The 21,950-nt window shown below is 45.6% G+C and carries 20 protein-coding genes; 10 read left to right on the top strand and 10 right to left on the bottom strand.

The window, feature by feature from the left end; translation table 11 throughout:
- Positions 1 to 250: 250 nt before the first annotated feature.
- The 6 genes from hypE to ACSAZL_RS15115 all read right to left on the bottom strand — a co-directional run bounded on the left by hypE (position 251) and on the right by ACSAZL_RS15115 (position 5,214).
- Entirely contained in the window at positions 251 to 1,297 is a 1,047-nt protein-coding gene (gene hypE, locus ACSAZL_RS15140; RefSeq protein ID WP_440945455.1) for a hydrogenase expression/formation protein HypE, read from the bottom strand.
- 50 nt (positions 1,298 to 1,347) lie between these two features.
- Entirely contained in the window at positions 1,348 to 2,019 is a 672-nt protein-coding gene (gene hypB / locus ACSAZL_RS15135) for a hydrogenase nickel incorporation protein HypB (RefSeq protein ID WP_440948868.1), read from the bottom strand.
- 195 nt (positions 2,020 to 2,214) lie between these two features.
- Entirely contained in the window at positions 2,215 to 2,616 is a 402-nt protein-coding gene (gene hypA, locus ACSAZL_RS15130; RefSeq protein ID WP_440945454.1) for a hydrogenase maturation nickel metallochaperone HypA, read from the bottom strand.
- Positions 2,609 to 3,694 carry a hydrogenase formation protein HypD gene (hypD, locus tag ACSAZL_RS15125; RefSeq protein WP_440945453.1) on the bottom strand — a complete coding sequence of 362 codons (1,086 nt, stop codon included), beginning with the start codon at positions 3,692 to 3,694 and terminating at the stop codon, positions 2,609 to 2,611. The genes hypA and hypD overlap by 8 nt, the downstream gene beginning before the upstream one ends.
- Positions 3,695 to 3,732: 38 nt before the next feature.
- Entirely contained in the window at positions 3,733 to 4,005 is a 273-nt protein-coding gene (locus tag ACSAZL_RS15120; protein ID WP_440945452.1) for a HypC/HybG/HupF family hydrogenase formation chaperone, read from the bottom strand.
- Between the two features lie 1,059 nt (positions 4,006 to 5,064).
- On the bottom strand, positions 5,065 to 5,214 hold the full coding sequence (locus tag ACSAZL_RS15115) for a hypothetical protein (protein ID WP_440945451.1): 150 nt from the start codon (positions 5,212 to 5,214) through the stop codon (positions 5,065 to 5,067).
- 203 nt (positions 5,215 to 5,417) lie between these two features.
- Here ACSAZL_RS15115 and ACSAZL_RS15110 point away from each other — a divergent pair, with 203 nt between their 5' ends.
- The 4 genes from ACSAZL_RS15110 to ACSAZL_RS15095 all read left to right on the top strand — a co-directional run bounded on the left by ACSAZL_RS15110 (position 5,418) and on the right by ACSAZL_RS15095 (position 9,786).
- Positions 5,418 to 6,569 (top strand): hydrogenase small subunit, encoded by a 1,152-nt coding sequence (locus ACSAZL_RS15110; RefSeq protein ID WP_440945450.1) that lies wholly within the window; start codon positions 5,418 to 5,420, stop codon positions 6,567 to 6,569.
- 7 nt (positions 6,570 to 6,576) lie between these two features.
- Positions 6,577 to 8,364 (top strand): nickel-dependent hydrogenase large subunit, encoded by a 1,788-nt coding sequence (locus ACSAZL_RS15105; protein WP_440945449.1) that lies wholly within the window; start codon positions 6,577 to 6,579, stop codon positions 8,362 to 8,364.
- A 15-nt stretch (positions 8,365 to 8,379) separates the two neighbouring features.
- Complete coding sequence (locus tag ACSAZL_RS15100) at positions 8,380 to 9,192, top strand: cytochrome B (RefSeq protein WP_440945448.1); 813 nt, start codon at positions 8,380 to 8,382, stop codon at positions 9,190 to 9,192.
- Between the two features lie 159 nt (positions 9,193 to 9,351).
- Positions 9,352 to 9,786 carry a hydrogenase maturation protease gene (locus ACSAZL_RS15095; protein ID WP_440945447.1) on the top strand — a complete coding sequence of 145 codons (435 nt, stop codon included), beginning with the start codon at positions 9,352 to 9,354 and terminating at the stop codon, positions 9,784 to 9,786.
- Positions 9,787 to 10,166: 380 nt separating this feature from the next.
- On the opposite strand, the gene ACSAZL_RS15090 is transcribed toward ACSAZL_RS15095, so the two are convergent.
- Together ACSAZL_RS15090 and ACSAZL_RS15085 are read right to left on the bottom strand one after the other, a co-directional pair.
- Complete coding sequence (locus tag ACSAZL_RS15090) at positions 10,167 to 11,129, bottom strand: peptidoglycan-binding protein (protein WP_440945446.1); 963 nt, start codon at positions 11,127 to 11,129, stop codon at positions 10,167 to 10,169.
- A 191-nt stretch (positions 11,130 to 11,320) separates the two neighbouring features.
- Positions 11,321 to 11,602: a hypothetical protein gene (locus ACSAZL_RS15085; RefSeq protein WP_440945445.1), complete on the bottom strand. Its 282-nt coding sequence runs from the start codon at positions 11,600 to 11,602 to the stop codon at positions 11,321 to 11,323.
- Positions 11,603 to 11,772: 170 nt separating this feature from the next.
- On the opposite strand from ACSAZL_RS15085, the gene ACSAZL_RS15080 reads away from it, so the two are divergent.
- The 4 genes from ACSAZL_RS15080 to ACSAZL_RS15065 all read left to right on the top strand — a co-directional run bounded on the left by ACSAZL_RS15080 (position 11,773) and on the right by ACSAZL_RS15065 (position 16,057).
- Positions 11,773 to 12,936, top strand: a complete 1,164-nt coding sequence (locus tag ACSAZL_RS15080) for a hydrogenase small subunit (protein ID WP_440945444.1) — start codon at positions 11,773 to 11,775, stop codon at positions 12,934 to 12,936.
- A complete protein-coding gene (locus ACSAZL_RS15075; RefSeq protein WP_440945443.1) occupies positions 12,936 to 14,726 on the top strand; it encodes a nickel-dependent hydrogenase large subunit in 1,791 nt (596 codons plus the stop codon). Before ACSAZL_RS15080 ends, ACSAZL_RS15075 begins: the two co-directional genes overlap by 1 nt.
- A gap of 12 nt (positions 14,727 to 14,738) precedes the next feature.
- Positions 14,739 to 15,503, top strand: a complete 765-nt coding sequence (locus ACSAZL_RS15070) for a cytochrome B (protein WP_440945442.1) — start codon at positions 14,739 to 14,741, stop codon at positions 15,501 to 15,503.
- 404 nt (positions 15,504 to 15,907) lie between these two features.
- Positions 15,908 to 16,057, top strand: coding sequence for a hypothetical protein (locus ACSAZL_RS15065; protein ID WP_440945441.1), 150 nt, complete (start codon positions 15,908 to 15,910; stop codon positions 16,055 to 16,057).
- Positions 16,058 to 16,109: 52 nt separating this feature from the next.
- Here ACSAZL_RS15065 and ACSAZL_RS15060 read toward each other — a convergent pair whose 3' ends face one another.
- Entirely contained in the window at positions 16,110 to 18,701 is a 2,592-nt protein-coding gene (locus ACSAZL_RS15060) for a PAS domain S-box protein (protein WP_440945440.1), read from the bottom strand.
- 230 nt (positions 18,702 to 18,931) lie between these two features.
- Between ACSAZL_RS15060 and cgi121 the strand changes: the two genes are divergently transcribed.
- Positions 18,932 to 19,456, top strand: a complete 525-nt coding sequence (cgi121, locus tag ACSAZL_RS15055; protein WP_440945439.1) for a KEOPS complex subunit Cgi121 — start codon at positions 18,932 to 18,934, stop codon at positions 19,454 to 19,456.
- Between the two features lie 203 nt (positions 19,457 to 19,659).
- Here the strand turns inward: cgi121 and ACSAZL_RS15050 are convergent, their stop codons facing one another.
- Positions 19,660 to 20,388 carry a type 1 glutamine amidotransferase gene (locus ACSAZL_RS15050; protein ID WP_440945438.1) on the bottom strand — a complete coding sequence of 243 codons (729 nt, stop codon included), beginning with the start codon at positions 20,386 to 20,388 and terminating at the stop codon, positions 19,660 to 19,662.
- Positions 20,389 to 20,786: 398 nt separating this feature from the next.
- On the opposite strand from ACSAZL_RS15050, the gene glpX reads away from it, so the two are divergent.
- Positions 20,787 to 21,875: a class II fructose-bisphosphatase gene (gene glpX, locus ACSAZL_RS15045; RefSeq protein WP_440945437.1), complete on the top strand. Its 1,089-nt coding sequence runs from the start codon at positions 20,787 to 20,789 to the stop codon at positions 21,873 to 21,875.
- Positions 21,876 to 21,950 lie beyond the last annotated feature (75 nt).

Raw genomic sequence — 21,950 nt, 5'->3', positions numbered from 1 at the left:
TGCGCCACCCGAATTGCGATTCGGGAGCCCGCCGTCCGTTTCGCTCGCTTTGCTCGCTCAAGCAGACTAATTTATGGACGAATAACATTCCTTTTCGCTCAGCTCCGCTTCGCTCAAGAGGACTAATTAAAGGAGAGAGAAATAAAGTTAAAAAAGTTAGGTAGCCGGTAAGAAATTTAGAAGAATGGGGGAATAATGTGTAAAAGAAACCGCCAATTAAAAGCGACTGGAAAGCCTGTGGTTCCTGTGGTTAACAGACTCTGGGGATCGGGTCTCCGGCGGGGACGTCTACATAACGCATTCCACCGAAACGGTTTCTCAGGATTACTTCTCCTTTGTTTTCTGGGGTGACCTCTCCGATTAGGGCTGCGTCTTTGCCGTAGGGGTGCTGTCTGAGGAGGGAGAGGACTTCTTCTTCAAAGCCGGCTTTGACTCCGATGACGGCTTTTCCTTCGTTTGCAACTTCGAGGGGATCAAGGCCGAGCATTTCACAGGCTGCGGTGACTGCGGGCTTGAAGGGGATCAGGTCTTCTTCGAGGAGAATTCCTGCTCCGGCTTTTGCTGCCATTTCGTTCAGGGCGTTTGCAAGCCCTCCGCGGGTAGGGTCTTTCATAGCCGTTACAACCGGGTTTCCTTCCGGGGTCCGGAGTTTCAGGACGGGTTCTATGAGTTTCCAGAGAGGGGCGGAGTCCGAGGCAAGGTCTGTATCGAAGTCAAAGCCTTCCCTGTGGGCCATAAGAGAGATTCCGTGGTCGCCAATCGTGCCCGTGACAAGAAGCCGGTCTCCCGGTTTCAGGCCCGAGTCTCTGACGGGGCTGTCCGTAATGCCGAGGCCTGCCGTGTTCAGGATGATAGAGTCAAGGGCGGTTTTTTCCACGGTCTTGGTATCGCCTGTAATTATGGGTACTCCTACTTCGGCAGCGGTTTCGTCCATTGTTTTGATGATCTCTTCAAAGTCGCGGATCGGAAAACCTTCGGGGACTATGACTGCACAGGTAAGGGCAAGAGGTCTTGCTCCCATCATGGTGAGGTCGTTGATGGTGCCTGAAACTGCCAGGCGTCCTATATTGGTGTCCGGGAAGAAAGCAGGGGTTATCACATGGCTGTCTGTCGTCAGCACGAGTTCGGAGGCAGGGTCAAAGTTCTCAAGCCTGACCGTGGACCCGTCATCAAGGTTTTCAAGCCCTATTGAGCCTGCGCTTTTGTTGCGGAAGTTTTTAAGGATAATCTCTCCTATAAGCGCCTGCATTACCTCTCCGCCTGCACCGTGTTCCAGAGAAATTGTATTTGCTTTCATATCCGGTTTCCCTTTCCTTGTGTCCCCGTTTTAATCTCTTTTATTTTGCCTTACTTTCTCTGAACTTCCTGTGCTCTTCCAATTCCGAGTTCGATAAAGCCGATCCAGGTCTCAAGGCTCTCCCAGTCATGCTTTGAAGTAAGGATGACCGGTATGTCCGGGTTTAAGGAATGGATGTCGTCCCGCATTTTCTCGGCATCAACGTCAACTGCATGGGCAATATCAACTTTGTTTATGATTGCAAGTTCCGCGGTTTTGAAAATCATGGGATGTTTGAGGATTATGTCGTCTCCTTCGGTGACACTCACCGCAACTACTCTGAGGTGCTCTCCAAGCTTGAAGTCCACAGGGCAGATCAGATTTCCCACATTTTCAATAATAAGGAGGTCCGTATTGTCAAGGTCAACTTCTCCGAGGGCTTTTTCCACCAGCTTTGCGTCAAGGTGGCATTCCTTTCCCGTGTTTACAGGGATTGTCGGCACCCCGAGTTTCCTGAAACGGGAGGCGTCCATCTCTGCGATAACGTCACCTGCGATTACTGTTGTTCTGTACTTATCTTTGAGGTGCCTGACCGCTTCTTCGATCAGAGTGGTCTTTCCTGACCCGATGGCTCCCATGACGTTGACTGAGAAGACTCTGTGTTTGTCAAGGGTCTTCCTGTTTTTTTCGGCAACTTTGTCATTTGCCTTGAAGACATCGTGTCCCATGTGGATTACATGCATTAACATAAACATCACTCGGGGTTGCTTGGTTATCTTATGGAAATCTTGATGGAAATCTTGATGGAAAATCCGTTTATTGCATTAAATTTGGTCTTGCGGAGCAGTACGTATAGCAGGGTTTACGATTTTATATCCCTTATAATTTGATAGACCTGCTACCTTTTACCACATTTATATATTTGCCTGCCCGAAAGTTCACGTTTCTACTTCTGTCTCAATCTCGATGCTTTTTACGATCAGTTCTCTGCCGCCTGTAATACGGGCGTTTTTTCCGCATATAGGGCATTCGAGCGCTGCAATGTATTCCAGAAGTTCACTTTGGAGTCCACCGTTCTCTCCTATCTGTGTTTCGTTGACAGTGCCTGTATATCCGCATTCACATTCCAGAGAGGGGGGGATCATCTCTACGGCGAATTCCGCATTTTCGGCTATGCTTCCCTCGGCAATGGCCTTGAAACAGAAACTAAGCTGCTCCGGATTTATATGGGCAAGCCGTCCCATTTCCAGAATTATGTGCCTTACTTCCAGGGCTCCGTGAGCTTTTGCAGTTTCTATTACCTGCTCAAAGATCTCACAGGCGATGGAATACTCATGCAAGCCTGCTTCCTCCTTCCCGCGAGTATCTGAACCAGTTGTAGCACATGCCCTCCTGGCTGACCATGCAGGGGCCCGCCGGGTTTTTCGGGGTACAGTCTTTCCCGAAGTTAGGGCACTGGGAAGGTTTTGCTTTCCCTGTGAGGATCGCTGCACAGATGCAGCGCTTCTTATCCTTATTCTCCGCTTTTGCCCTTATCTCGGCAAGGGAAGCCGAATAAAGGTCTTCGTGCTTCTTTGAGGCATCTTTTTCTTCGTACTCTTGCCTGAGCACTAGCCCTGAATTCTCTATGTTTCCAATACCCCTCCACTCCGACTCCGAGGTTTCGAATACCTCATTCATCATTTTCAGGGCTATCGGGTTTCCTTCAGGCTTTACGACCCTCGGATAGCCATTATCGACCCTTGAAACTCCCTGTTCTATCTGGGTCAGGAGCAGATTTATGCCGAGGAGGATATCCCTTGCCTCAAATCCGCTTACCACAACAGGAAAGCCTTTTTTTGCAAGAGGTTCAAAGGTTTTTGTCCCTATGATGGTTGCCACATGTCCGGGAGCTATGAAAGCGTCAACTACGGTATCATTGGCAAGAAGCTCAATCGCAGGAGGAGTCTGCTTCTGGGAGGCAAGTAGGCTAAAGTTTTCAGGAGGATTTCTCAGAAGGGCTGCTGCATTGGCAGGGACTGTGGTCTCAAAGCCGATCCCGAAAAAGACCACTTCGAGTTCAGGTTTTTTGTTTGCGAGGGCTACGGCGTCATCAATGCTGTAGACCATTCTTACGTCTGCTCCCTCAGCCTTTGCGTCCAGCAGGCTTTCTGCCGAACCCGGTACTCTCATCATATCCCCAAAGGTGACCACAGTTGCTCCGCTTTTTGCAAGGGCAATCGCAGTGTCAACGTCTCTTTCGGGGGTAACGCATACGGGGCATCCGGGGCCGCTTATGACTTCGATATTCTCCGGAAGCACGCTTCTGAGTCCGTATTTTGCTATAGTCCTTTCATGCGTACCGCAAACATGCATTATACGGAGCGAGGTTCCGGATACCTGAATTCTTTCCAGGAGTTTTTTTTCAATTTCAGGCATCGATGGCTTTAAAGAAGAGTCCTCGTTTTTCATTTCACTCAGTCCGTTTCGTCGGAGAACCCCGGTTCAAAGATATCCGTATCTTCAAGGCCTGATATCTGCTTGAGGAGGCGCATAGTTTCTTCACTATCTTCTTTCGAGATTTCTGATATTGCATACCCCACATGGACAAGGACATATTTCCCGAGCAGATCCTTACTGGCACCTCCGAGCAGGTCCATATTTACATCTCTGCAGATCCCGCCCATATCGACCGTGGCAGTGTTTTCATTGACGATGGCCTTGATTTTACCAGGAATAGCTATACACATATTACCTCTACTGTTTTTCCCTGTTTTTCTTTTCAAAATCTAAATTATGAAATTTAATTTTCAGCGAGCCCAATCCTTTAAAAGGACTGGTGTTAATGCGATCACTTGCAATTTGAACTTGTTTTATCGATTACCCCTATCTAATATATCATCTATATCTGACATATCATCTATATCTGACGGCACCTAAATTATATTTGAATTCTATTTAAATTCTATTTAAATTGATACCATATTCTATTTAGATAATTCTTGAATTCTGTTTAGATAATTCTTGAATTCTGTTTAGATAATTCTTGAATTCTGTTTGGATAATAATCGGATTATATTTGAATGATGCTCAAATTGATATTTAAACTGATATCCGAATTAATATTTGGAGAATTGATATCTGGATTAAATTTGATGGCTCTTTTGAGAAGGAACTTTTACAAAGTTAGGTTGTGAGGTTAACGAGAATGAGGGACTTGCCTGTTACCAAAATATCCCTTCCCCATATACTCCTTTTTCATTTTGCTCAGGCTTCCCGGGACAAAGAAGGCAGATAAATAAGCAAGAGTTAGTAAACACAATGGAATATGCCTGGAACTGAGGCTCTGGGTTTAAAAATACATATATTGGCAATATTATTTCACACAATTGTATAGTTATCTTTTATATCTTTTTTGTTTCTGATTTAGTCTCCAAAGTTGAGATTGCATCTGATAACTGGTAAAAACAAGATACAGAGCGGGGATTTTTCAGGCACAGGATTTGAAGCACAGCCCGGGACTTAAAGTAAGGCGCAGAAGAGAACATAAATACAGGTTGATGGGTTATTAAGATTTAGGTTAACAAAAAAAAGAGGGGACTCTTTAAAGATAAACCTAAGGAAATAAGCTATACAGTTCTTTCAGGGATATGACTGGGGCTGATCAGATGCCGTTCCGGTCGTGCAGGAGCTCCACATCATTAAATTTCGTCTGCATACCTTGCAAATGGTTTTTTGCTTTTCCCGGAGATTTATTAATTTTGTATTTATTTTATTTATTATATTCAAAAAATATCCCTTTTTCAGGCTTATTTTTTCACATTTTTAGCTTTAACTTTTTGGGTGAAAAATTCCTCCGGGACTGAAATTATTTTTCTTTCCAGAAGGTCAACCGATTCTGCTAATTCTTCTTTTGCTGATTTGTTGCGTACATTAGAGCTTATTATTAATTTTATCAAATTATTATATTTTTTAATATATTAAATAAATTCCATCTACCGAATTAATATATTAATTATATTGTGTAAAAAACCTTAAATACTATTCCCTCATTCAAAACATTATTGGTATATTTATATACACATTTATATATTTAACACGAATTTAAATTTAGATTTTCATTCGCATATAATATTTGGGTAAAAAACAAGATGTGGTAGAGATGAGTACTGGAATGAAAAACCTTGCCCGTACACTGGATAGTTTAGATTTCTTAAAACTGGACAGGCGTACTTTCATGAAGGCTGTAGGTGCACTCGGAGCAACCGCTTTCCTCGGCACCTATAAAACAGAGATTGTAAGTGCGCTTGAGTTGGCAGAAACCAAGATTATCTGGCTTCACGGTGCCGAATGCACTGGCTGTTCCGAATCCATTTTAAATGGAGGCAATCCTGATATTGTTCAGGCAATCAGCAAGCTCAATGTCAACCTCGCTTATCATGAAACTCTTCTTGCCCAGCAGGGGCTATTTGTCGATGGCGAACCCGTAAACACCTCTGAACTGAACTCCGAGCTTCTAGTTGACGAACTCATCGAAGAAGGCAACTATATCCTTGTCGTCGAAGGTGCAATTGCAAACGGGCCTGATGGCTCGGGGCGCTATTGCGTTATCGGGAACAGGACTTTCAAAGAGCTCTTTGAAAAAGCTGCAAAAAATGCCAATGCTATCCTTGCAGTCGGAACCTGTGCCACCTACGGAGGAATCACCTGTGCTGACAGCGCCGTTGCCGATGTTACGGATTACAGGGGAGTGGCCTTCACAAAGGAAGACAGCTCAAAAGGCATGCTCACGGAGCTAGGGATCCACAAACCCGTAATTAACATCCCTGGATGTCCTGCACACCCTGACTGGATTCTCCTTACCGTAGGTGCGGTAATCCTTGGCAAGATCAAGATTCCCGACGACCTCGATACTGTCCTTGACCAGTACGGAAGACCCGTCGTCTTTTTCCCAACAGACCATACAGTGCATGAAAACTGCCCGCGCCGCGGCTACTATGACCGCGGAGAGTTCGATGAGCAGATCGGCGGAGAAAAGTGCCTCTGGAAATTAGGCTGTAAAGCTCCTTATTCTCACGCAGATTGTGCCATCCGCCGCTGGAATGGTTCTGTAAACATGTGTACTCAGGCAGGCTCCCCCTGTATCGCCTGCGTTGAACCCGGCTTCCCGGACTCATCAAGACCTTTCTATGTTGAAGCTGAAGACAAGGGTGTGCTCCTTGGCGCAAATATTGACACATTATCCAAAGCTGCAGTCGGCGCTGCTACCGTAGTTGCCGGGGTACACGCTGTTCGGAGAATGAAAGGAGAGTGAGTAAAAAATGGTAAACGTTACAGTAGACCCCTTAACAAGGATTGAAGGTCACCTTCGCCTTTCCACTGAAGTTAATGCCGACGGTGTCATCACTGATGCCCAGAGCTCCTGCCTCATGTTCAGAGGTTTTGAACGTATTCTGCAGAACCAGGACCCAAGAGATGCAGCCCTTCTTGTCCAGAGGATCTGCGGAGTTTGTCCCACTTCTCATTCTCTCACCGCTGCCAATGCCCTTGACGACCTTTTCGGTGTGGCTGACACAATTCCAAAAGATGCCCTCGTAGCAAGGAACATTAACCAGGCTCTGAACTTCATTGCAAGCCACGCAACCCACATTTATATCCTCTGGGGCCCGGACCTTGCAAACCCTGCATACCGCGACGTCCTCACCCCCCTCGGAGAGACCGGAACTGCAGTCTGGAAAGAAATGGTCGGCAGGTTTGCCCCGATCAGCTACAAGATCGATGGGGAATCCGTGCCTGTAGGGTCTTCCTACCTTGCAGCAATTCCTGAAAAAAAACGCCTCCAGGAAGCCATTGCAGTCATTGGCGGCAAAATGCCCCATCAGGTCACATCCTATCCCGGCGGATACACCTACAAGCCAAATGTGGCAGATATCGGTAAACTTTCCTCTTATTATCTCCAGGTCATGGACTTCGTTTCCAGTTACACTCTGAAGGTTCCTTTCGATACCTGGATTGAAAACACCTACAAGGCAAGCTCTCCTCAGAAAGCCGTAAACTTCGTGGTTGAACACCTCACCGGTCTTGTTGAAAAATCCGTAGCTTCAAACGATTTCAGCAGGACAGCCGGCTGGGGAGATGCGGAATTCTATGCAGCCTTTGGTTCCGAACTTGTCGGAGAGACCCTGCTCGGGCTTCCTGCAAGCCTTAAGCATGATCAGATCGGCGGGTACAGCGACCCCTCAAAGATCGCTTTCCTTTCATACGGTGGCTTCTACAACCCTGAGAACGGGGACGGGTACGATCCGAGCAGCCCTGCTGGTGACCGTTTCCTGACTTCAGGCATTGTAACAGGAAGTCTCGAATATCAGAACCTCGATACAAGTAAGATTACCGAGAGTGTTGCTCACGCTTTTTATGAAGACACAGCTGACCTTCACCCCTCAAAAGGTGAGACAAATCCGTTTACCGATCCTGAAGCTATCCGCTTTGACCAGGGCTCCGAGAGCAGATACACCTGGAACAAGGCTCCGAGATATGACGGCATCCCCTGTGAGGTGGGACCTCTTGCACGTATGCTTGCAGCTAAAGAACCGCTTGTGACCGGACTTGCTCTGGCCTTTAACGAGAATGGTTACTCTGCAGCTAACGTCTACACCAGAATGATGGCTCGCATCCAGGAAACCGCAATTATCGCAAACGAGCTCCTTAAATGGGTAACTGTCGATTACGACCCTAACGGCAGGATCGCTGTTGATACCGACCTTTCAATGGCAAAGAGTTCGGAAGGTATGGGCCTCTGGGAAGCTCCTCGTGGCGCTCTCGGACACTGGGTTTCCACTGACAGCAACTCCAGGGTTATCACCTATCAGCCCGTGGTTCCGAGCACCTGGAACCTCTCTCCAAGAGACAGTGCAGGTGTCCCCGGACCTCTTGAGCAGTCCCTTATAGGGGCAAAGATCAATGCCGTAGAAAATGCTCTTGGTGTCAATTATACCAATCCGGTTAACATCCTTCATATCGGTAGGTCCTATGACCCCTGCGTTTCATGCGCAGTCCACACCATTGACCTTACCGGGAAAAACACTCCACGTACTTTAAGAATAGTATAAGGAGGCGACCTATAAATGAAATCCAAGGACAACCCGATGATTGTTGAGCGTTATACCGTCCTTGACCGAACGGCACACACCATTCACGCTGCGGCGATGCTGGTGCTCATCATTACCGGGTTTAAAATCTACGCAGGCTGGGACTTTATGAGTTTCCATAATGCCCGCGCCCTTCACATGATCGCGGTTCCTGCCCTGCTTGCAGTGAACTGGATCCTTATTCCGTACAACATCTTCTCTGCAACTGAAGGTGGGGTTCAGGAAAAAATTGCACATTTCATGGACCATTATGTCTTTGGTCCTGAAGATGCCAAGCGCCTGAAGGCAATAATTCTCAATTTCTTCGGAAAGGGTGAGTACCCCGCATTCACCATTTATGATGAGGTGTCGGGACACTATAAGACCAAACTCCACCCCTTAATGAAGATCCTTATCGTGCTTGAAGGCACCGCCATCTTTGTGATCGCCGTTTCAGGCATTGTCATTTACAGGCTTGACTGGGCACTCTTAGGACTCCCTATAGGGTCATGGATCCTTCTGGCAGGAGACCTGGTTGCACCTGCTTTCAATATGTCTTCCCTGCAGTTTTACAGGGCTCTCCACCTGTTAATGACTTATTTTTTTGTCTTTGAACTGGTTGTTCACGTGGGTATCCTTGAGTTTAACCCGCATGTCTGGAAGTACCACAAGACAATCTTCTGGTCCGGAAAAGAGGACCTTTCAGATTCCCGCTACGCAGAAATCGTTAAACCCAAACCAAAACATCTTCCTGACAGCGAGCTCTGGCACGACTCGTCAGAAAAGTCTCATGAAGCCTTAAAGGAGTAATTTCCGGAATAAATCGGTAAACCGTAATATGGGCATGTTCGAAAAAAACGGAAAAATCCGTAAGGCAGATGTATGATTTAAAACCAATAGCACCTTAAAAGTGAGAATATGCCTATATTACAAGCTCCTGTGCGGATTTTGGGCTGTGGAAGCCCGCTAATGGGAAACGATGGCATTGGGCTGAAAGTAATCGAAGCCCTTGAAAAAACGGAACTTGACGGACTTGACGGGCTTGATATCGCGGATGCCGGGGTCTGTGGGCTTGATCTCCTGAACCTGCTCGACGGGGCAAGCAAAGTCATAATCGTCGATGCAGTCCTGACTGGCAGCCGGAAAGGTTCGGTACACCGCATCGAAGGCAGGGACCTGATAGAGGGCACTGAGCCTCGCACTCTGGTCTCGGTTCATGATCTCACAATTACCGATGTGTTGAGAATTGGAGAGCAGGTGCAGCACCTTCCGGAAATTGTGGTGATAGGAATAGAGATTGGAGAGCTGGCTACTGAATTCTCCCGGGATATCAGTCCTGAAGTCCTCGGGGCTGTGGATGAAGTCATATGGCTTATCAGGAAAGAGATTTCTTCTCTACTTTGACCTTGTTTAATCCTATTTTTGTAACCCGATTTCATTTTTCTCACTTAATTGTGTATCGAATCCTTTTTCCGGAAGACATTCTTGTTTATTCCCTCTCAAGTACCTGTCAGATTTCAGACTTCCTAAATATAGAAAGGTAGAACTGGAAAAGTGAGAAGAATAAAAACAGGTTCAGCGTGAAGGTACCGGAGTTAAAACAGATTGAGTTCTCTCGTTAAAACAGGTTGAGTCATCGGAGGCATAATGCCTAATAACCCGATGCTCCGGAACAATCTCACTTTTGTAGCCTGAATCTCTACTCTACAATTTAGCAATGATAATCCAGAAATCAATTGTACCAGGTACAGTTTCTAATTATCTTAAGGTTTACTTGTTTTTGTTTACTCCGGTACCCAGGTACTGTAGAGGTGCCACTCAAGTAAAGCCGTATCGCTATCAACTTCGATATCGAATCTCCAATCAAATGGCTCTTTCCCGGGCATGGAAAACTCAAAATCGGCAGTATTTTGAGATTGAATCGCAGCACCCTGGGATTCTCCATTATTGGCTTTTATCCGGATAGTTGACGCATGGACATGGAGATTTTTTACCTTGAAGTGCATCGATTGACCACCCTGAATTTCAAGATAACTATCTTCATTCCATATCCCTGAGGAGTGGAATTTGCGGCCCTGGCTGTCAGCCTGAGGGATTTCTGGAGGCACAGGTGCAGCGAGAGGTGCAGTTGAAGGCGGCTTTGTTTCTACATGCCTGAGTGTATGTTCCGGTCTGGCCGAAACTTCCCGTACCGATGGGACAGGGGGTACGTGTACTTGTTTGACCGAAGGTACATGCAATGTTTTAAGATCCGGAACTGCCTCCACAGGAGGAACTTTTGGTTCCTTTACTGACGGGACAGGAGGCACTTTCGGCTCAACCGGGGATTCCCCTTCCAGTGTAATTGTAGACTCCCTTGCTGACCTGACCGGAGATTCCGGTTTTAATGGAGTTGGAATCTTAGACATCTGAGGTTCCGTTGATGGTGAAGTCGAAGGCTCCGGGGGTCCGGTGTAAAATTCTGAGTCCAGGCTGCCTATAGTCTCTGCCCCTATTATCCCATCAACCTTCAATCCTCGCGCTTCCTGGTAACTTCTGACAGCTATCTCGGTTTCGCCCCCAAAGACACCGTTTGCTCCCTTTCCGGGCACGGGAATGCCCAGAATTATCAGAGCTTCCTGAACTTTCTTCACTGCAGAACCGCTGTCTCCTCTTTGAAGAACCCTTTCGTTGTCATAGCAAGCCTGCAAAACCTCTTCGCCTGCAAACATCTGCGATTTTAAATCGTGACTGTCCCCAATAGTCATATTCTATCCCCCACATTACGCATAATTCTATTCCCTATGATATTCAGCGCATCTTGTTTTTTCTACACTAATCTGCGAATACTAAATTTAAAAATTCAATATATATTTCAATATATAAAATAGATATTAAAATATATAAATCTTTAGAAAAACTATATTTATTTTAACTGTAATCGGAATGTTTAGATAAATTAAAAAGCAAATATAACAAGTAACAGAATAAGTAATAGAATACTGGGTGGCGGTAATATTTCCAGTATATCTGGTTTAAGAGGAATCCCTTCGAATTTGATATGTTTGTAAATATTCTTCTTTAAAAATATTTTATATTCTCCAGAACCTATCTGCGTAAGAGCTGGAGGGAGTATAGCTTCCTCATTGAACCAGCGGACGAAAACCGGGTGCTTAGAAGAGGCTTTCTTCGATCCCTGAAGGCTTAACAGGCTATTCAAGGCCTCAATAGCCTTTTCCATAATACTCTTTTAATACAATATCAAGGCCTCGATAGCCTTTTCCATAATAGTCTTTTAATACAATAGAGTCTTTGTCTTATTATATCTCTATATAAAAAAATATTAATTATCCCGGGGGAAGCAGAACGGGTGAAGAATCTTTACTTGAAAAGTTTAAAAATCTCGATTTCATGAAGATGGACCGTCGGACTTTTATAAAAGCCGTCGGGGTACTGGGAGCTTCGCTGTTTTTACAAACCTATAAAAGTGACCTGGCAAAAGCCCTTGAACTTTCGGAAACTAAAGTATTATGGCTCCATGGGGTAGAGTGCACAGGTTGCAGCATATCGATGCTTGACGGAGGGACGCCGGATATCGTAGAACTACTCCAATATTTAAACCTCAACCTGCTCTATCAGGAAGTCCTGATGATGCAGCAGGGAATTTTCGTAGACGGAAAACCGGCAAATACCAGTGATCTGAACTCTGAGCTTCTGCTGGATGAGATTCTGGAAAACGAAAAAGGATATGTTTTTATTTCTGAAGGGGGGGTCCCGAACGGGCCTGAAGGTACGGGAAAATATCTGGTACTCGGGGGCAGGACATATAAGGAAATTTACGAGAAAGCTGCAAAAAACGCCTCGGTAATTATAGCAATCGGGCAGTGTGCTACTAATAGTGGAGTAAATGCTGCGAAAAGTGATGTAAAAGAACTTCTTGACCACCGTGGAATCGCTTTTACTATGGAAGATTCTTCAAAAGGAATTACTGATCTGCTCGGGATAGATAAACCGGTTATCAACATTAACGGCTGCCCTGCCCACCCCGACTGGGTATTTCTGACAATAAGCGCGGTTGTCCTGGGAAAAATCAAGGTTCCCGACGATCTTCCTTATGTGCTGGACAGATGGAACCGTCCGAAAGTTTTCTTCCCTCCGGATCATGTTATACATGACAACTGCCCGCGCCGCGGATATTATGACCGCGGAAAGCTTGATCTGACAGTAGGCGGACCGAATTGCCTCTGGAAACTGGGGTGCAAAGGGCCGTATACCCATGCTGACTGTGCCACTCGCCACTGGAACGGGCATCGCTCTTTCTGTCCGCAAGCAGGCTCTCCCTGTATAGGCTGCGTACAGCCGGGGTTTCCGGACAGTACCAGGCCCTTTTTCGTGGAAGTTGAAGATTCCGGAATTGTTGGGACGCATCTTGGTACTGTAGCAGGTGTGGCAATAGGAGGTGCACTCCTTGCTGCAGGTGCCCACGCCGTAAGAAGGACTGTTTTGAAAAAACCTGAGGAAAAAGAGGAGGATACGGGAGAAAATATTTCCGAAAAGGCCGGAGGTGAAAAGTAATGGTACAGGTAACCATAGATCCCCTTTCAAGAATTGAAGGACATTATAGGATTAATACTGAGGTCGACGGAGATGGCGTGATTACCGATGCTCAGAGCAATGCTCTGCTCTTCAGAGGTTTTGAGAAATTTCTTCTGAATCAAGACCCGAGAGATGCGGCACTTCTAACCCAGAGGATCTGCGGGGTCTGCCCGGTCTGCCACAGCATAGCTGCAGCAAATGCTTCGGATGAGCTTTTCGGAATTATAGAAGAGATTCCCAAAGATGCTCTTGTAATGAGAAATATTCATCAGGGTCTGAATTTCATAGCCAGTCATGCAGCCCACATCTATGTACTCTGGAGCCCGGACCTTGCAAACCCGGCTTATCATGATATACTTATGCAACACGGAGAAATGGGGAATGCAGTGTGGGGAGAATTGTCCGGACGTTTTATGCCTGTAGTAAATCAATTTAACGGAACACGCTATCCTGCCGGATCTTCTTACCTTGGTGCCATAAGGGAACAGCGTCGCCTGCATGATGCCATTTCCCTTGTTGCAGGCAAAATGCCTCATTCTGTTCTACAGCATGTCGGAGGAGTGGTTTATTCTCCGAGTATTGCAGATATTAATGAGCTTGCGGCTTATGTTTCAAAAACTGCGGAGTTCGTTGAAGCATTTACTCTTGGGGTCTCTCCCGACACCTGGATTGAAAATACTTACAGGGCTTCTTCTCCGCAAAAGGCTGTCAATTTTGTCCTGGAACGCCTGCAGGAGCTTCTGGATAATTCCCTTACCAGCAATGACTTCTCCCACTCCTCCGGCTGGGGGGATGTTCCTCTTTTTGCAGCTTTTGGCTCGGAACTGATCGGGGAACAGCTTCTCGGTCTGCCTATCAGTATGAAAATGGACCGGGCAGGAGTCTATCCTGATCCTGATAAAATCGGTTTTCTTTCTTACGGAGTTTTCTTCAAGCCTGAAAATGGAGATGGGTACGACCCTAAAAGCCCTGCCGACGACAGGGTGATCCCTTCCGGATATATGGACGGAAATCTGGAACTTGAAGAATTCGACTACAGAAAAATCTCCGAAAGCGTTACTCATTCCTTTTACATTGACGGGGAAGAAGATCGCCCTCCCTGGAACGGAGTTACGGTTCCTGAAGGAGATCCTGACAAAATTGATTACACGAGAGGTTCGGAAAGTCGTTACTCATGGGCAAAAGCCCCCAATTATGGTGGCATTCCCTGTGAAGTAGGGCCACTTGCTCGCCTCATGGTCATGGGAGAACCCCTCACAACCGGACTGGTTCAGGCTTTCAAGGAGAACGGTTACTCCCCTGTAAACAACTATACCCGCATGATTGCAAGGATGCAGGAAGTCCTTGTAGTAATGTCTGAACTGATGAAGTGGATTTTGCAGGATCTTGAAGCGGAGGCAAAGGTTGCGGTGCATACCGATCTTTCGATGGCAAAGGATTCGGCAGGGATGGGCCTGTGGGAAGCTCCGCGGGGAGCTCTTGGGCACTGGATTGCTACAGGTTCGGATTCGATGGTTACTCTGTATCAGGCTGTGGTTCCGAGTACATGGAACCTTGCTCCGCGGAACTCACAGGGAATTCCGGGCCCTGTTGAACAGGCCCTCATAGGCACTAAAATCTCGGCTGCGGAAAATGCCCTCGGCGTTGACTATGCAAACCCTCTCGGGATTTTACATACGGCCCGTTCCTATGACCCCTGCCTGGCATGTGCGGTCCATACAATCGACAGAACCGGAAAGCATCCGGATCATACCATCAGGGTGCTTTAAGGGGGGCCTGGGATGGTACGGTCTGCTGAGAAACCTGCCTCCGGAAGGATGGTCGTTGAACGCTACACCTGGCTTGAGAGGGTTACTCACCTGGTTCACCTGCTTGCCATGTTGACCCTTCTTATCACGGGGTTCAGGATCTACTTTGGCTGGGATTTCATGGCATTTCAGATTGCCCGGTCGATCCATCTGATTGCGGTTCCTTTTTTTCTGGCCGCGAACTGGATCCTTGTTCCCTATAATATCTTTTCCTGCAAGGGAGAGAGGTGGTGTGTCAGGGACAGGATAAACCATTTCAGGGAATCTTACATATTCGGGGAGGAGGATGCAGAACGCCTTTTTGATATCATCAGGAATTTTTTCGGGAAAGGCAGGTATCCTGCTTTTACGCTCTATAATGAACGGGAAGGGCATTATATTACAAAACTTCATCCCATGCTCAAGCTGCTGGTTATTTTCGAAAGCACCGCAATTGTTCTCATTGCCATAACAGGAGTAGTGCTTTACGATATTAATTGGGCTCCTCTCGGGCTCCCCGTATCCGAATGGATCCTTTCAATAGCCTGGTATTTTGCGTCTTTGCTTAACGCTAATGCTCTGGGCCTGATCCGTACGGGACATCTGCTTGCAGGCTACTGGTTTGTCTTTGAACTTGTCGTCCACGTGGGCATTCTTGAGTTTGACCCGGACGTATGGAAATACCATAAAGCAATTTTTTGGTCCGGAAAAGAGGATTTATCAGATAGGAATTTTGTCAGGGTAGTGGAAGAAGATTGATAACGGAACTACTTGACTGAATGAGTTTAATAGAGACTAATAATGGCTGATAAGGGCAGAACTACGGACTTGATGAAGTAATAGAGACTAATAATGGCTGATAAGGGCAGAACTAGCGGACTGAACTAACTGACTTATTGGGAATAATAAAGGTCGATTAATGATAGTAAGGGCTAAATAAGAATTAATTCGCTTAATACGACCTGGTGGAGAACATTAAATATTTCTAAAAATTAACGGTCACAGAAAAAAAGTTCCTGGTAATTTGGGATATTTTGCCGGGAATAGGTTAAAAAAGCAGGATAAGGCTTTATCTCCCTTTTTTATATTTTGTCATGTATGAATATTTTAATAAGTTTGAAAGATTCCAAATGGTTATATATCTTTTCCTACATAATTAATATATGGGAATATGCATGTATGAGCTGGCGTCCGTCAGGGCGAAAGTCGGCCAGATCATCCTCAACCTTTTGATTCTTTTTTTTATGGTGATATTCGGGTTGTTTGTGGTTGAGGTTGCTCTCAAATGTTTGATAATTCAGGGCCCATACTGAAAATTTCGGCTTTTCTTTCCTTTTTTTCCTTTTCTTTTTCTTTTTAGACCTCCTATTCTATCCCTTCCCTTCTGTTCCGTTTCTTCAAATTGCTTTTACCGTTTTTTTTCTCTAATTTTTCTTCTTCCTTTTCAATTTCAAGACTATACAGGGTCTGTAAAGGATTTGTGACTTCTTTTTCCTGGATTTCCTTTTCAGGTCTTTTTGGAATTCTGAAGGTGAAGGTACTGCCTTTTCCGGGGCTGGCTTTAACCCATACATGTCCTCCGTGGAGTTCTACAAACCTTTTGACAAGCGCAAGTCCGAGCCCCACTCCGCCGTGCTTCCTGGATATGGACTCATCAATCTGCACGAATGGCAGGAAAACTCTGGCATAATCAGCTTCATGGAGGCCGATCCCCTCATCCTTTATACTGATCTTAACCATGTTTTCCTCAGACCTTGCAGTGATGTTTACTTTTCCGCCTTCGAATGAGAATTTAATTGCATTATTCAGGAGATTATAAAGGACCTGTTTGAACTTTACCCTGTCCGCAATTATGGTTTCCAGGTCCTGCTCAACTTTATAATCTATGCGGATCTTTTTTTCCGCGGCGAAGGAAGAGAGAACTCTCTGTACCTCTTCAATTACTCCGGGGATGTCCACTGTTTCATAGTAAAGTTCAATGTTTCCGAGTTCAAGCCTTGAGATGTCCAGTACGTCATTGATCACGTCGAGAAGATGACTCCCACTTTTCGAAATATTTTCTGCATATCTTTTCTGTTTCTCGTTAAGGGGGCCGAAAGTTTCACTTAAAAGGAGGTCGGAGAAACCTATAACTGCGTTCAGTGGTGTCCTCAGTTCATGGCTCATGTTGACAATGAAAGTGGTTTTCGCCTGATTTGCAGCTTCAGCAGCCATTTTTGCCTGAAGCATTTGCTCTTCGGCCTGCTTGCGTTCTGTTATATCAATCATAATACCGAGAAGCATCGAGTCTTCTTCGGTCACGCCGCTGAATACTAATTTATTGAACATTATCTGATGCATCGAACCGTCAGCAAACCTAATAGAGGTTTCATAAACTCGGGTTTTTTTATGCTTCAACAATTCTATATCCATTGTGTGGCATTTTTCGGCAATTTCGGGGGGGGCAAAATTATACAGAGATTTTCCGAGGATTTCTTCTTTTTGCATCCTCATAAAAGTTTCAAAAGCCGTGTTGCAGGCAATATATATTCCACTTCTGTTTTTACAAAACGCGGGGATAGGTACCGAATCTACCAGTTTTCGAAGAGATTCTGTCTGCTGAAGCCGTACAGCTTCCAGCCTCTTTACTTCGGTGAGGTCCTCTACAAGCACAATACCGCCGACAAGTCCGGAGTTTTCAGATATCAGGGGTTTGTATGTCATCGCAACCGGTATCATCCCGTTTTCATTCCTGAAGATATACTTCAGATCATGGTGAACAGGAACTTTGGGGAGGCATTTTCCACTTTTTTCTTCAGGGTTTCCTCCGTCCAAAAGGCTCAGTAAACTAAAGCTGACTTTTTCTTTTTCACGACTTCCAGCGAGGTTTACAAAGCTCTCATTACAGAGAGTAATAACTCCCTCGGTATCGAACTGGGCGATTCCTCCGGGAAATTCTTCAAAAAGCGTTCTATATTTTCTTTCCGAAGCCCTCAGGGCTTCTTCGTTTCTCTTTCGTTCACTGATATCCCTTCCAATGGACAGTACGGCGTTTTCTCCTTCGTATTCAATTAGTCTGTTATTGATTTCTTGAGGAATGACCGTTCCGTCCTTTCGCAGGGAATCCATCTCAAAAATAAAATATCCGGTTTGCTTTAGCTTCTCTATCTGCTGTCCGAACTCGGTCAGGTGGATGTTGGTCCGTAAATCCTTAATGTGTTTTCCGAGCATTTTACTGCGCGTATATCCGAAAATTTCACAGGCTACATGGTTTGCTTCCATGACCCTGCCTTTCATATCGTGTATAAGAATAGAGTCGTTTGAACTCTCAATCAATGTCTTAAATTTTTTATCTTGACTTTCTTGTTTTATTTTGAGAAATTTCCATTTTCCATCCCTGTTGATCAGCAATTTCTCCCCGGCTTCTACAAGGTCTAAAACCTCTCCCGGGGAAAGCTCCTCTTCTCTAATCGTGAAAAGTGGTCTGATTTTCTTTTCGGGTATGTTTTCGTTAAGGATACGTCTAAGTTCCTTAAGGGGGCCGGAAATTGACTTTCCGAAGGGTTTTATTTCGAGATTAATGCGCAGGTACCGCCAGTTTCCGGTATGGATAAATTTAAGGATCTCTTTCTGAGGAACCCCTGCGTTCCAATTAAAATAGATCCCTGAGCCTTCGCTATGTTCGACAGAAAGGGCATCTGTTTCCTGCAGGGGAATTATCTTAAACCTGGATTTCTCTATGCAGCTTTCGATGTCAAGTTCTGAGTTTGAAAGTAACTCTTTTGCTATTTCTGCACTTTCAGGGTCCGGGACAAGCCAGATACAGCGCTCGTTTTGTTGCAGCCCTGCTTTAATATAAGCTGCTATAAGTTCCGTCCTTTCTCCCGTTTCCTTATAGACCGCGGTAAGGCCATTGGATGGAATAGTCGAACAGAAACAGAACTCCGACTTGACTTTTTTCTTCAGGATTTCTAACACCTTCCTGGAAACATGCGAGTTCAGTTCCCTGCCCCTCTTAAATGCAAATTATTTTATTAACTTTCATACTATATATATATCTACTTCCTTAATTTTATTCTTAGCTATGTCTATCACTTCGAAGAATAAAAGCTTTTATATCAGGGTTCAGAGTGCCTGTTAATTTCCTCACGCATTTTTTCCGACCGAAATCCTTATTGTAAAGCCCGGGATATGGCAGGAGTATGGAAATGCAAAGGGAAATCCAGGTTATTTGTGGAGCGGTGAGAATCCCGGACCTTCCCGGTTTTCTAAAAATAATAACCACAACCGCTTCCGAAAACGAGGTGACCATTCAGGGCCTGAATGCCGACCTGATCGCGGGCGAAAGGCATCTTCATTTTGCAGTGGGAAAAGCTCTCCGGGCTGTCGCGGCAGGTAGGAACGTGGCAAAAGATCCGGGCATCGAGATCATGCGTTATGCAGCAGGAGAGCGGCAGATTGAAAGGAGTTTTTCTATAGGGCTGCACGAAGGAGAAAATAATGCGGTTTTCGTGCTGCTCGGAAAAATGGATAATCTACTCCTGGCCTTCTCCGAACTTCGGAAGCTCATCGCAGAAAAACCCTGTTCCGAACTGCTTGCTTATTCCGATTCCAAAAAGCAAGGAATCCTTTCTCTCTTCAGAATTACAGATGCAGAAATTGAAGCCTCTGGTGAAGAACATGTTCCGGAACTCGTGCTTGAGAGGGTTGCGCTGGCAGATTTCTTAAAGTAAACAGGATTTAAAACAACAAGGATCTGCCTTGATTATTTTAGTTGTCAACTTATAGTCATCTGGAATTTATTGCCAGCTTTTAGCTCCTAATTTATAGCCATTTTTTAGCTCTTAATTTATGACCAGCTGTTAGTTCTTACTTAACACTCAGTTGTTATGTTACTTTGTAGTCAGCTGTTATGCATACTTCAACGTCTTCGCCTTTACTTTACTTTTTCACACTTTTCCTCAAACCAGTCCATCAGGGAAAAAGCAATACTCTGAGAGTCTTCAAGAAGGTGTTCGTGCCTGAGTATTTCTTCTTCGGGCTGGATGAACTTTCCCTCAACAAGCTCATGCCCCGAGTCTTCTATCAGATTTCTTATCCACTGCCTGTCAGCTTCAGGGTGAAACTGCAGCCCGAGAATGTTACCCCTGTAAATAAAACCCTGGTTCGGGCAGGCTTCGCTTTCGAAAAGTCTTACTGCACCTGCCGGGATTTCAAAGGTGTCTTCATGCCACATGAATGCGAAAAATTCGGGAAAAAGGCATGACGGAAGTTCTGAACCTGTCCCCGCCCCACTGTTCAGGTTTTCTCCTGCCGGAGCTTTTACCCTGTGCCAGCCTATTTCCTTGAACCTGTTTCTGGCAACCTTTCCGCCCAGGACCTCGGCAATCAGCTGTGCCCCAAAACAGCTCCCAAGCACAGGTTTACCAGCATCTATCACCATTTTTACAAACTCTTTTTCAGCCCTCAGCCATGGGAACTCTTCTTCCTGATAAACACTCATGGTGCCGCCCATTATCAGGAGCATATCGAACTCTTCAGGTTCGGGAAAGACAGGGTTTTCATAAAGCAGGGTTTTTGTAAGCCTGTGCCCTTTCAGGGACACCCATGTCCCTATGCTTCCAAGGGTCTCGTTTTTAAGGTGCTGGAGGCAATGTATTTTCATGGTTTTTTCACTTCAGTTATTGGTGAGATAAGGGATTTCCGCGTTTGATATGTTTAACGTTTGGTGTTTAATGTTTGGTGTTTAATGTTTGGTGCTTAATGTTTGGTGTTTAATGTTTGGTGCTTAATGTTTGGTGCTTAATGTGTTTAATAATGGATTCAGCTCAACCAGATACTGTTTTATTAACGTTTTTCAGGATAGAACACAGGATTTTCTTCGATAAACATTTCATAAGATAAATATCTGTCCTCAGGTCTTTCCAATAAATATTAATATACTATTGTGTTAACAGGTCACATTAACAGACAAAGGGAATAGCCAGAAAAGGATTATTATCATCAGGATATTATCAGACTATTATCTGGAAACAGAAAATAAGAGTTTAAGAGTCGATTATCATGCCTCATCCAAAGACCGTAGAAGAAATGATTGAGTGCGCCGGGCCCATCGAATGCGAGTTACTGCCCAGGCTCATTCAGGTAACTGAAGCTGCTGCGATTGCCGCAGCCTATCAGATGGGACGCGGGGACAAGCGCTTTGCAGATCAGGTGGCAGTTGCCTCCATGCGAAGGATGCTGAACAAACTTGATATGAAAGGCATAATAAAGATCGGGGAAGGAGAAAGGGACGAAGCTCCCATGCTTTATATAGGGGAAGAAGTCGGGACCGGGAAAGGGGACCTTGAGGTTGATATTGCAGTCGACCCTCTGGAAGGCACAAACCTTACTGCAGACGGCTCTCCGGGTTCGGTTGCTGTCATGGCAATGGCTGAAAGGGGAGGGATCTTCCACGGTCCGGATATCTACATGGATAAGATAGTTGTGGGTCCCGATGTCGTTCGATATGAAGAAGAGCATCCTAACGAAAGAATTGACCTTGATGCTCCTGTTAATCACAACCTCGAAATCGTTGCAAAAGCCCTCGGAAGAAAGGTTGAGGAACTTGTAGTCGTGATTCTCGACCGCCCTAGGCATGCCCAGAAAATAACCGAAATCCGGGAAGCCGGCGCCCGTGTAAGGCTGGTTACAGATGGAGACCTCATGCCTGGCGTTGCAACTGCGGTCCGCGGCTCAGGCATTCATATGGTCATGGGGGCAGGCGGTTCGGGAGAAGCTGTCCTGACTGCAGCTGCAATCAAAATCCTGGGGGGGAAAATCCTTGCAAGGCTTGTTCTGCCGACCATAGCAAACGGTAAAACCAAGGATAAGATTGATGAAGAAATAGAGGAAAAGATGCCCAGGCTCGAAAAGATGGGAATTACCCTTGAGAACATTAATGACATCCTTGATACCGACAAACTTGTTCCGGGTAACGATGTCATTTTTTCCGCAACAGCCGTAACTCCCGGCCACTTCCTGCGCGAAGTCAACCTTTTCGGCGGTGGGGATGCCAGAGTACACACGGTTTCCATGGGGGCATCCGGAGCTGTCAGGTTCACGGACAGCATTTATATCAAGGATAAGCGGGAGACTCCACTCTACCTGTAAATCCTTTTTTCATCTTTTTCATCCTTTTTCTTTCACCTCTTTTGAAACACAAACCTCAAAAATTTCGAGTTAAAA

This window comes from Methanosarcina mangrovi (genome assembly GCF_052057765.1).
Taxonomy (GTDB): domain Archaea; phylum Halobacteriota; class Methanosarcinia; order Methanosarcinales; family Methanosarcinaceae; genus Methanosarcina.
Note: the sequence above shows the minus strand (reverse complement) of the source record. Positions and strands in the feature narration are given on the sequence as shown.

Coding starts and splice junctions, on each gene's coding strand:
- hypD (WP_440945453.1), bottom strand. CDS start 3,694: ATGCCTGAAATTGAAAAAAAACTCCTGGAAAGAATTCAGGTATCCGGA.
- ACSAZL_RS15085 (WP_440945445.1), bottom strand. CDS start 11,602: ATGGAAAAGGCTATTGAGGCCTTGAATAGCCTGTTAAGCCTTCAGGGA.
- cgi121 (WP_440945439.1), top strand. CDS start 18,932: ATGCAAAGGGAAATCCAGGTTATTTGTGGAGCGGTGAGAATCCCGGAC.
- ACSAZL_RS15105 (WP_440945449.1), top strand. CDS start 6,577: ATGGTAAACGTTACAGTAGACCCCTTAACAAGGATTGAAGGTCACCTT.
- ACSAZL_RS15120 (WP_440945452.1), bottom strand. CDS start 4,005: ATGTGTATAGCTATTCCTGGTAAAATCAAGGCCATCGTCAATGAAAAC.
- hypB (WP_440948868.1), bottom strand. CDS start 2,019: ATGCATGTAATCCACATGGGACACGATGTCTTCAAGGCAAATGACAAA.
- ACSAZL_RS15070 (WP_440945442.1), top strand. CDS start 14,739: ATGGTACGGTCTGCTGAGAAACCTGCCTCCGGAAGGATGGTCGTTGAA.
- ACSAZL_RS15095 (WP_440945447.1), top strand. CDS start 9,352: ATGGGAAACGATGGCATTGGGCTGAAAGTAATCGAAGCCCTTGAAAAA.
- ACSAZL_RS15050 (WP_440945438.1), bottom strand. CDS start 20,388: ATGAAAATACATTGCCTCCAGCACCTTAAAAACGAGACCCTTGGAAGC.
- glpX (WP_440945437.1), top strand. CDS start 20,787: ATGCCTCATCCAAAGACCGTAGAAGAAATGATTGAGTGCGCCGGGCCC.
- ACSAZL_RS15065 (WP_440945441.1), top strand. CDS start 15,908: ATGGGAATATGCATGTATGAGCTGGCGTCCGTCAGGGCGAAAGTCGGC.
- ACSAZL_RS15075 (WP_440945443.1), top strand. CDS start 12,936: ATGGTACAGGTAACCATAGATCCCCTTTCAAGAATTGAAGGACATTAT.
- ACSAZL_RS15110 (WP_440945450.1), top strand. CDS start 5,418: ATGAGTACTGGAATGAAAAACCTTGCCCGTACACTGGATAGTTTAGAT.
- ACSAZL_RS15090 (WP_440945446.1), bottom strand. CDS start 11,129: ATGACTATTGGGGACAGTCACGATTTAAAATCGCAGATGTTTGCAGGC.
- hypE (WP_440945455.1), bottom strand. CDS start 1,297: ATGAAAGCAAATACAATTTCTCTGGAACACGGTGCAGGCGGAGAGGTA.
- ACSAZL_RS15100 (WP_440945448.1), top strand. CDS start 8,380: ATGAAATCCAAGGACAACCCGATGATTGTTGAGCGTTATACCGTCCTT.
- ACSAZL_RS15080 (WP_440945444.1), top strand. CDS start 11,773: ATGAAGATGGACCGTCGGACTTTTATAAAAGCCGTCGGGGTACTGGGA.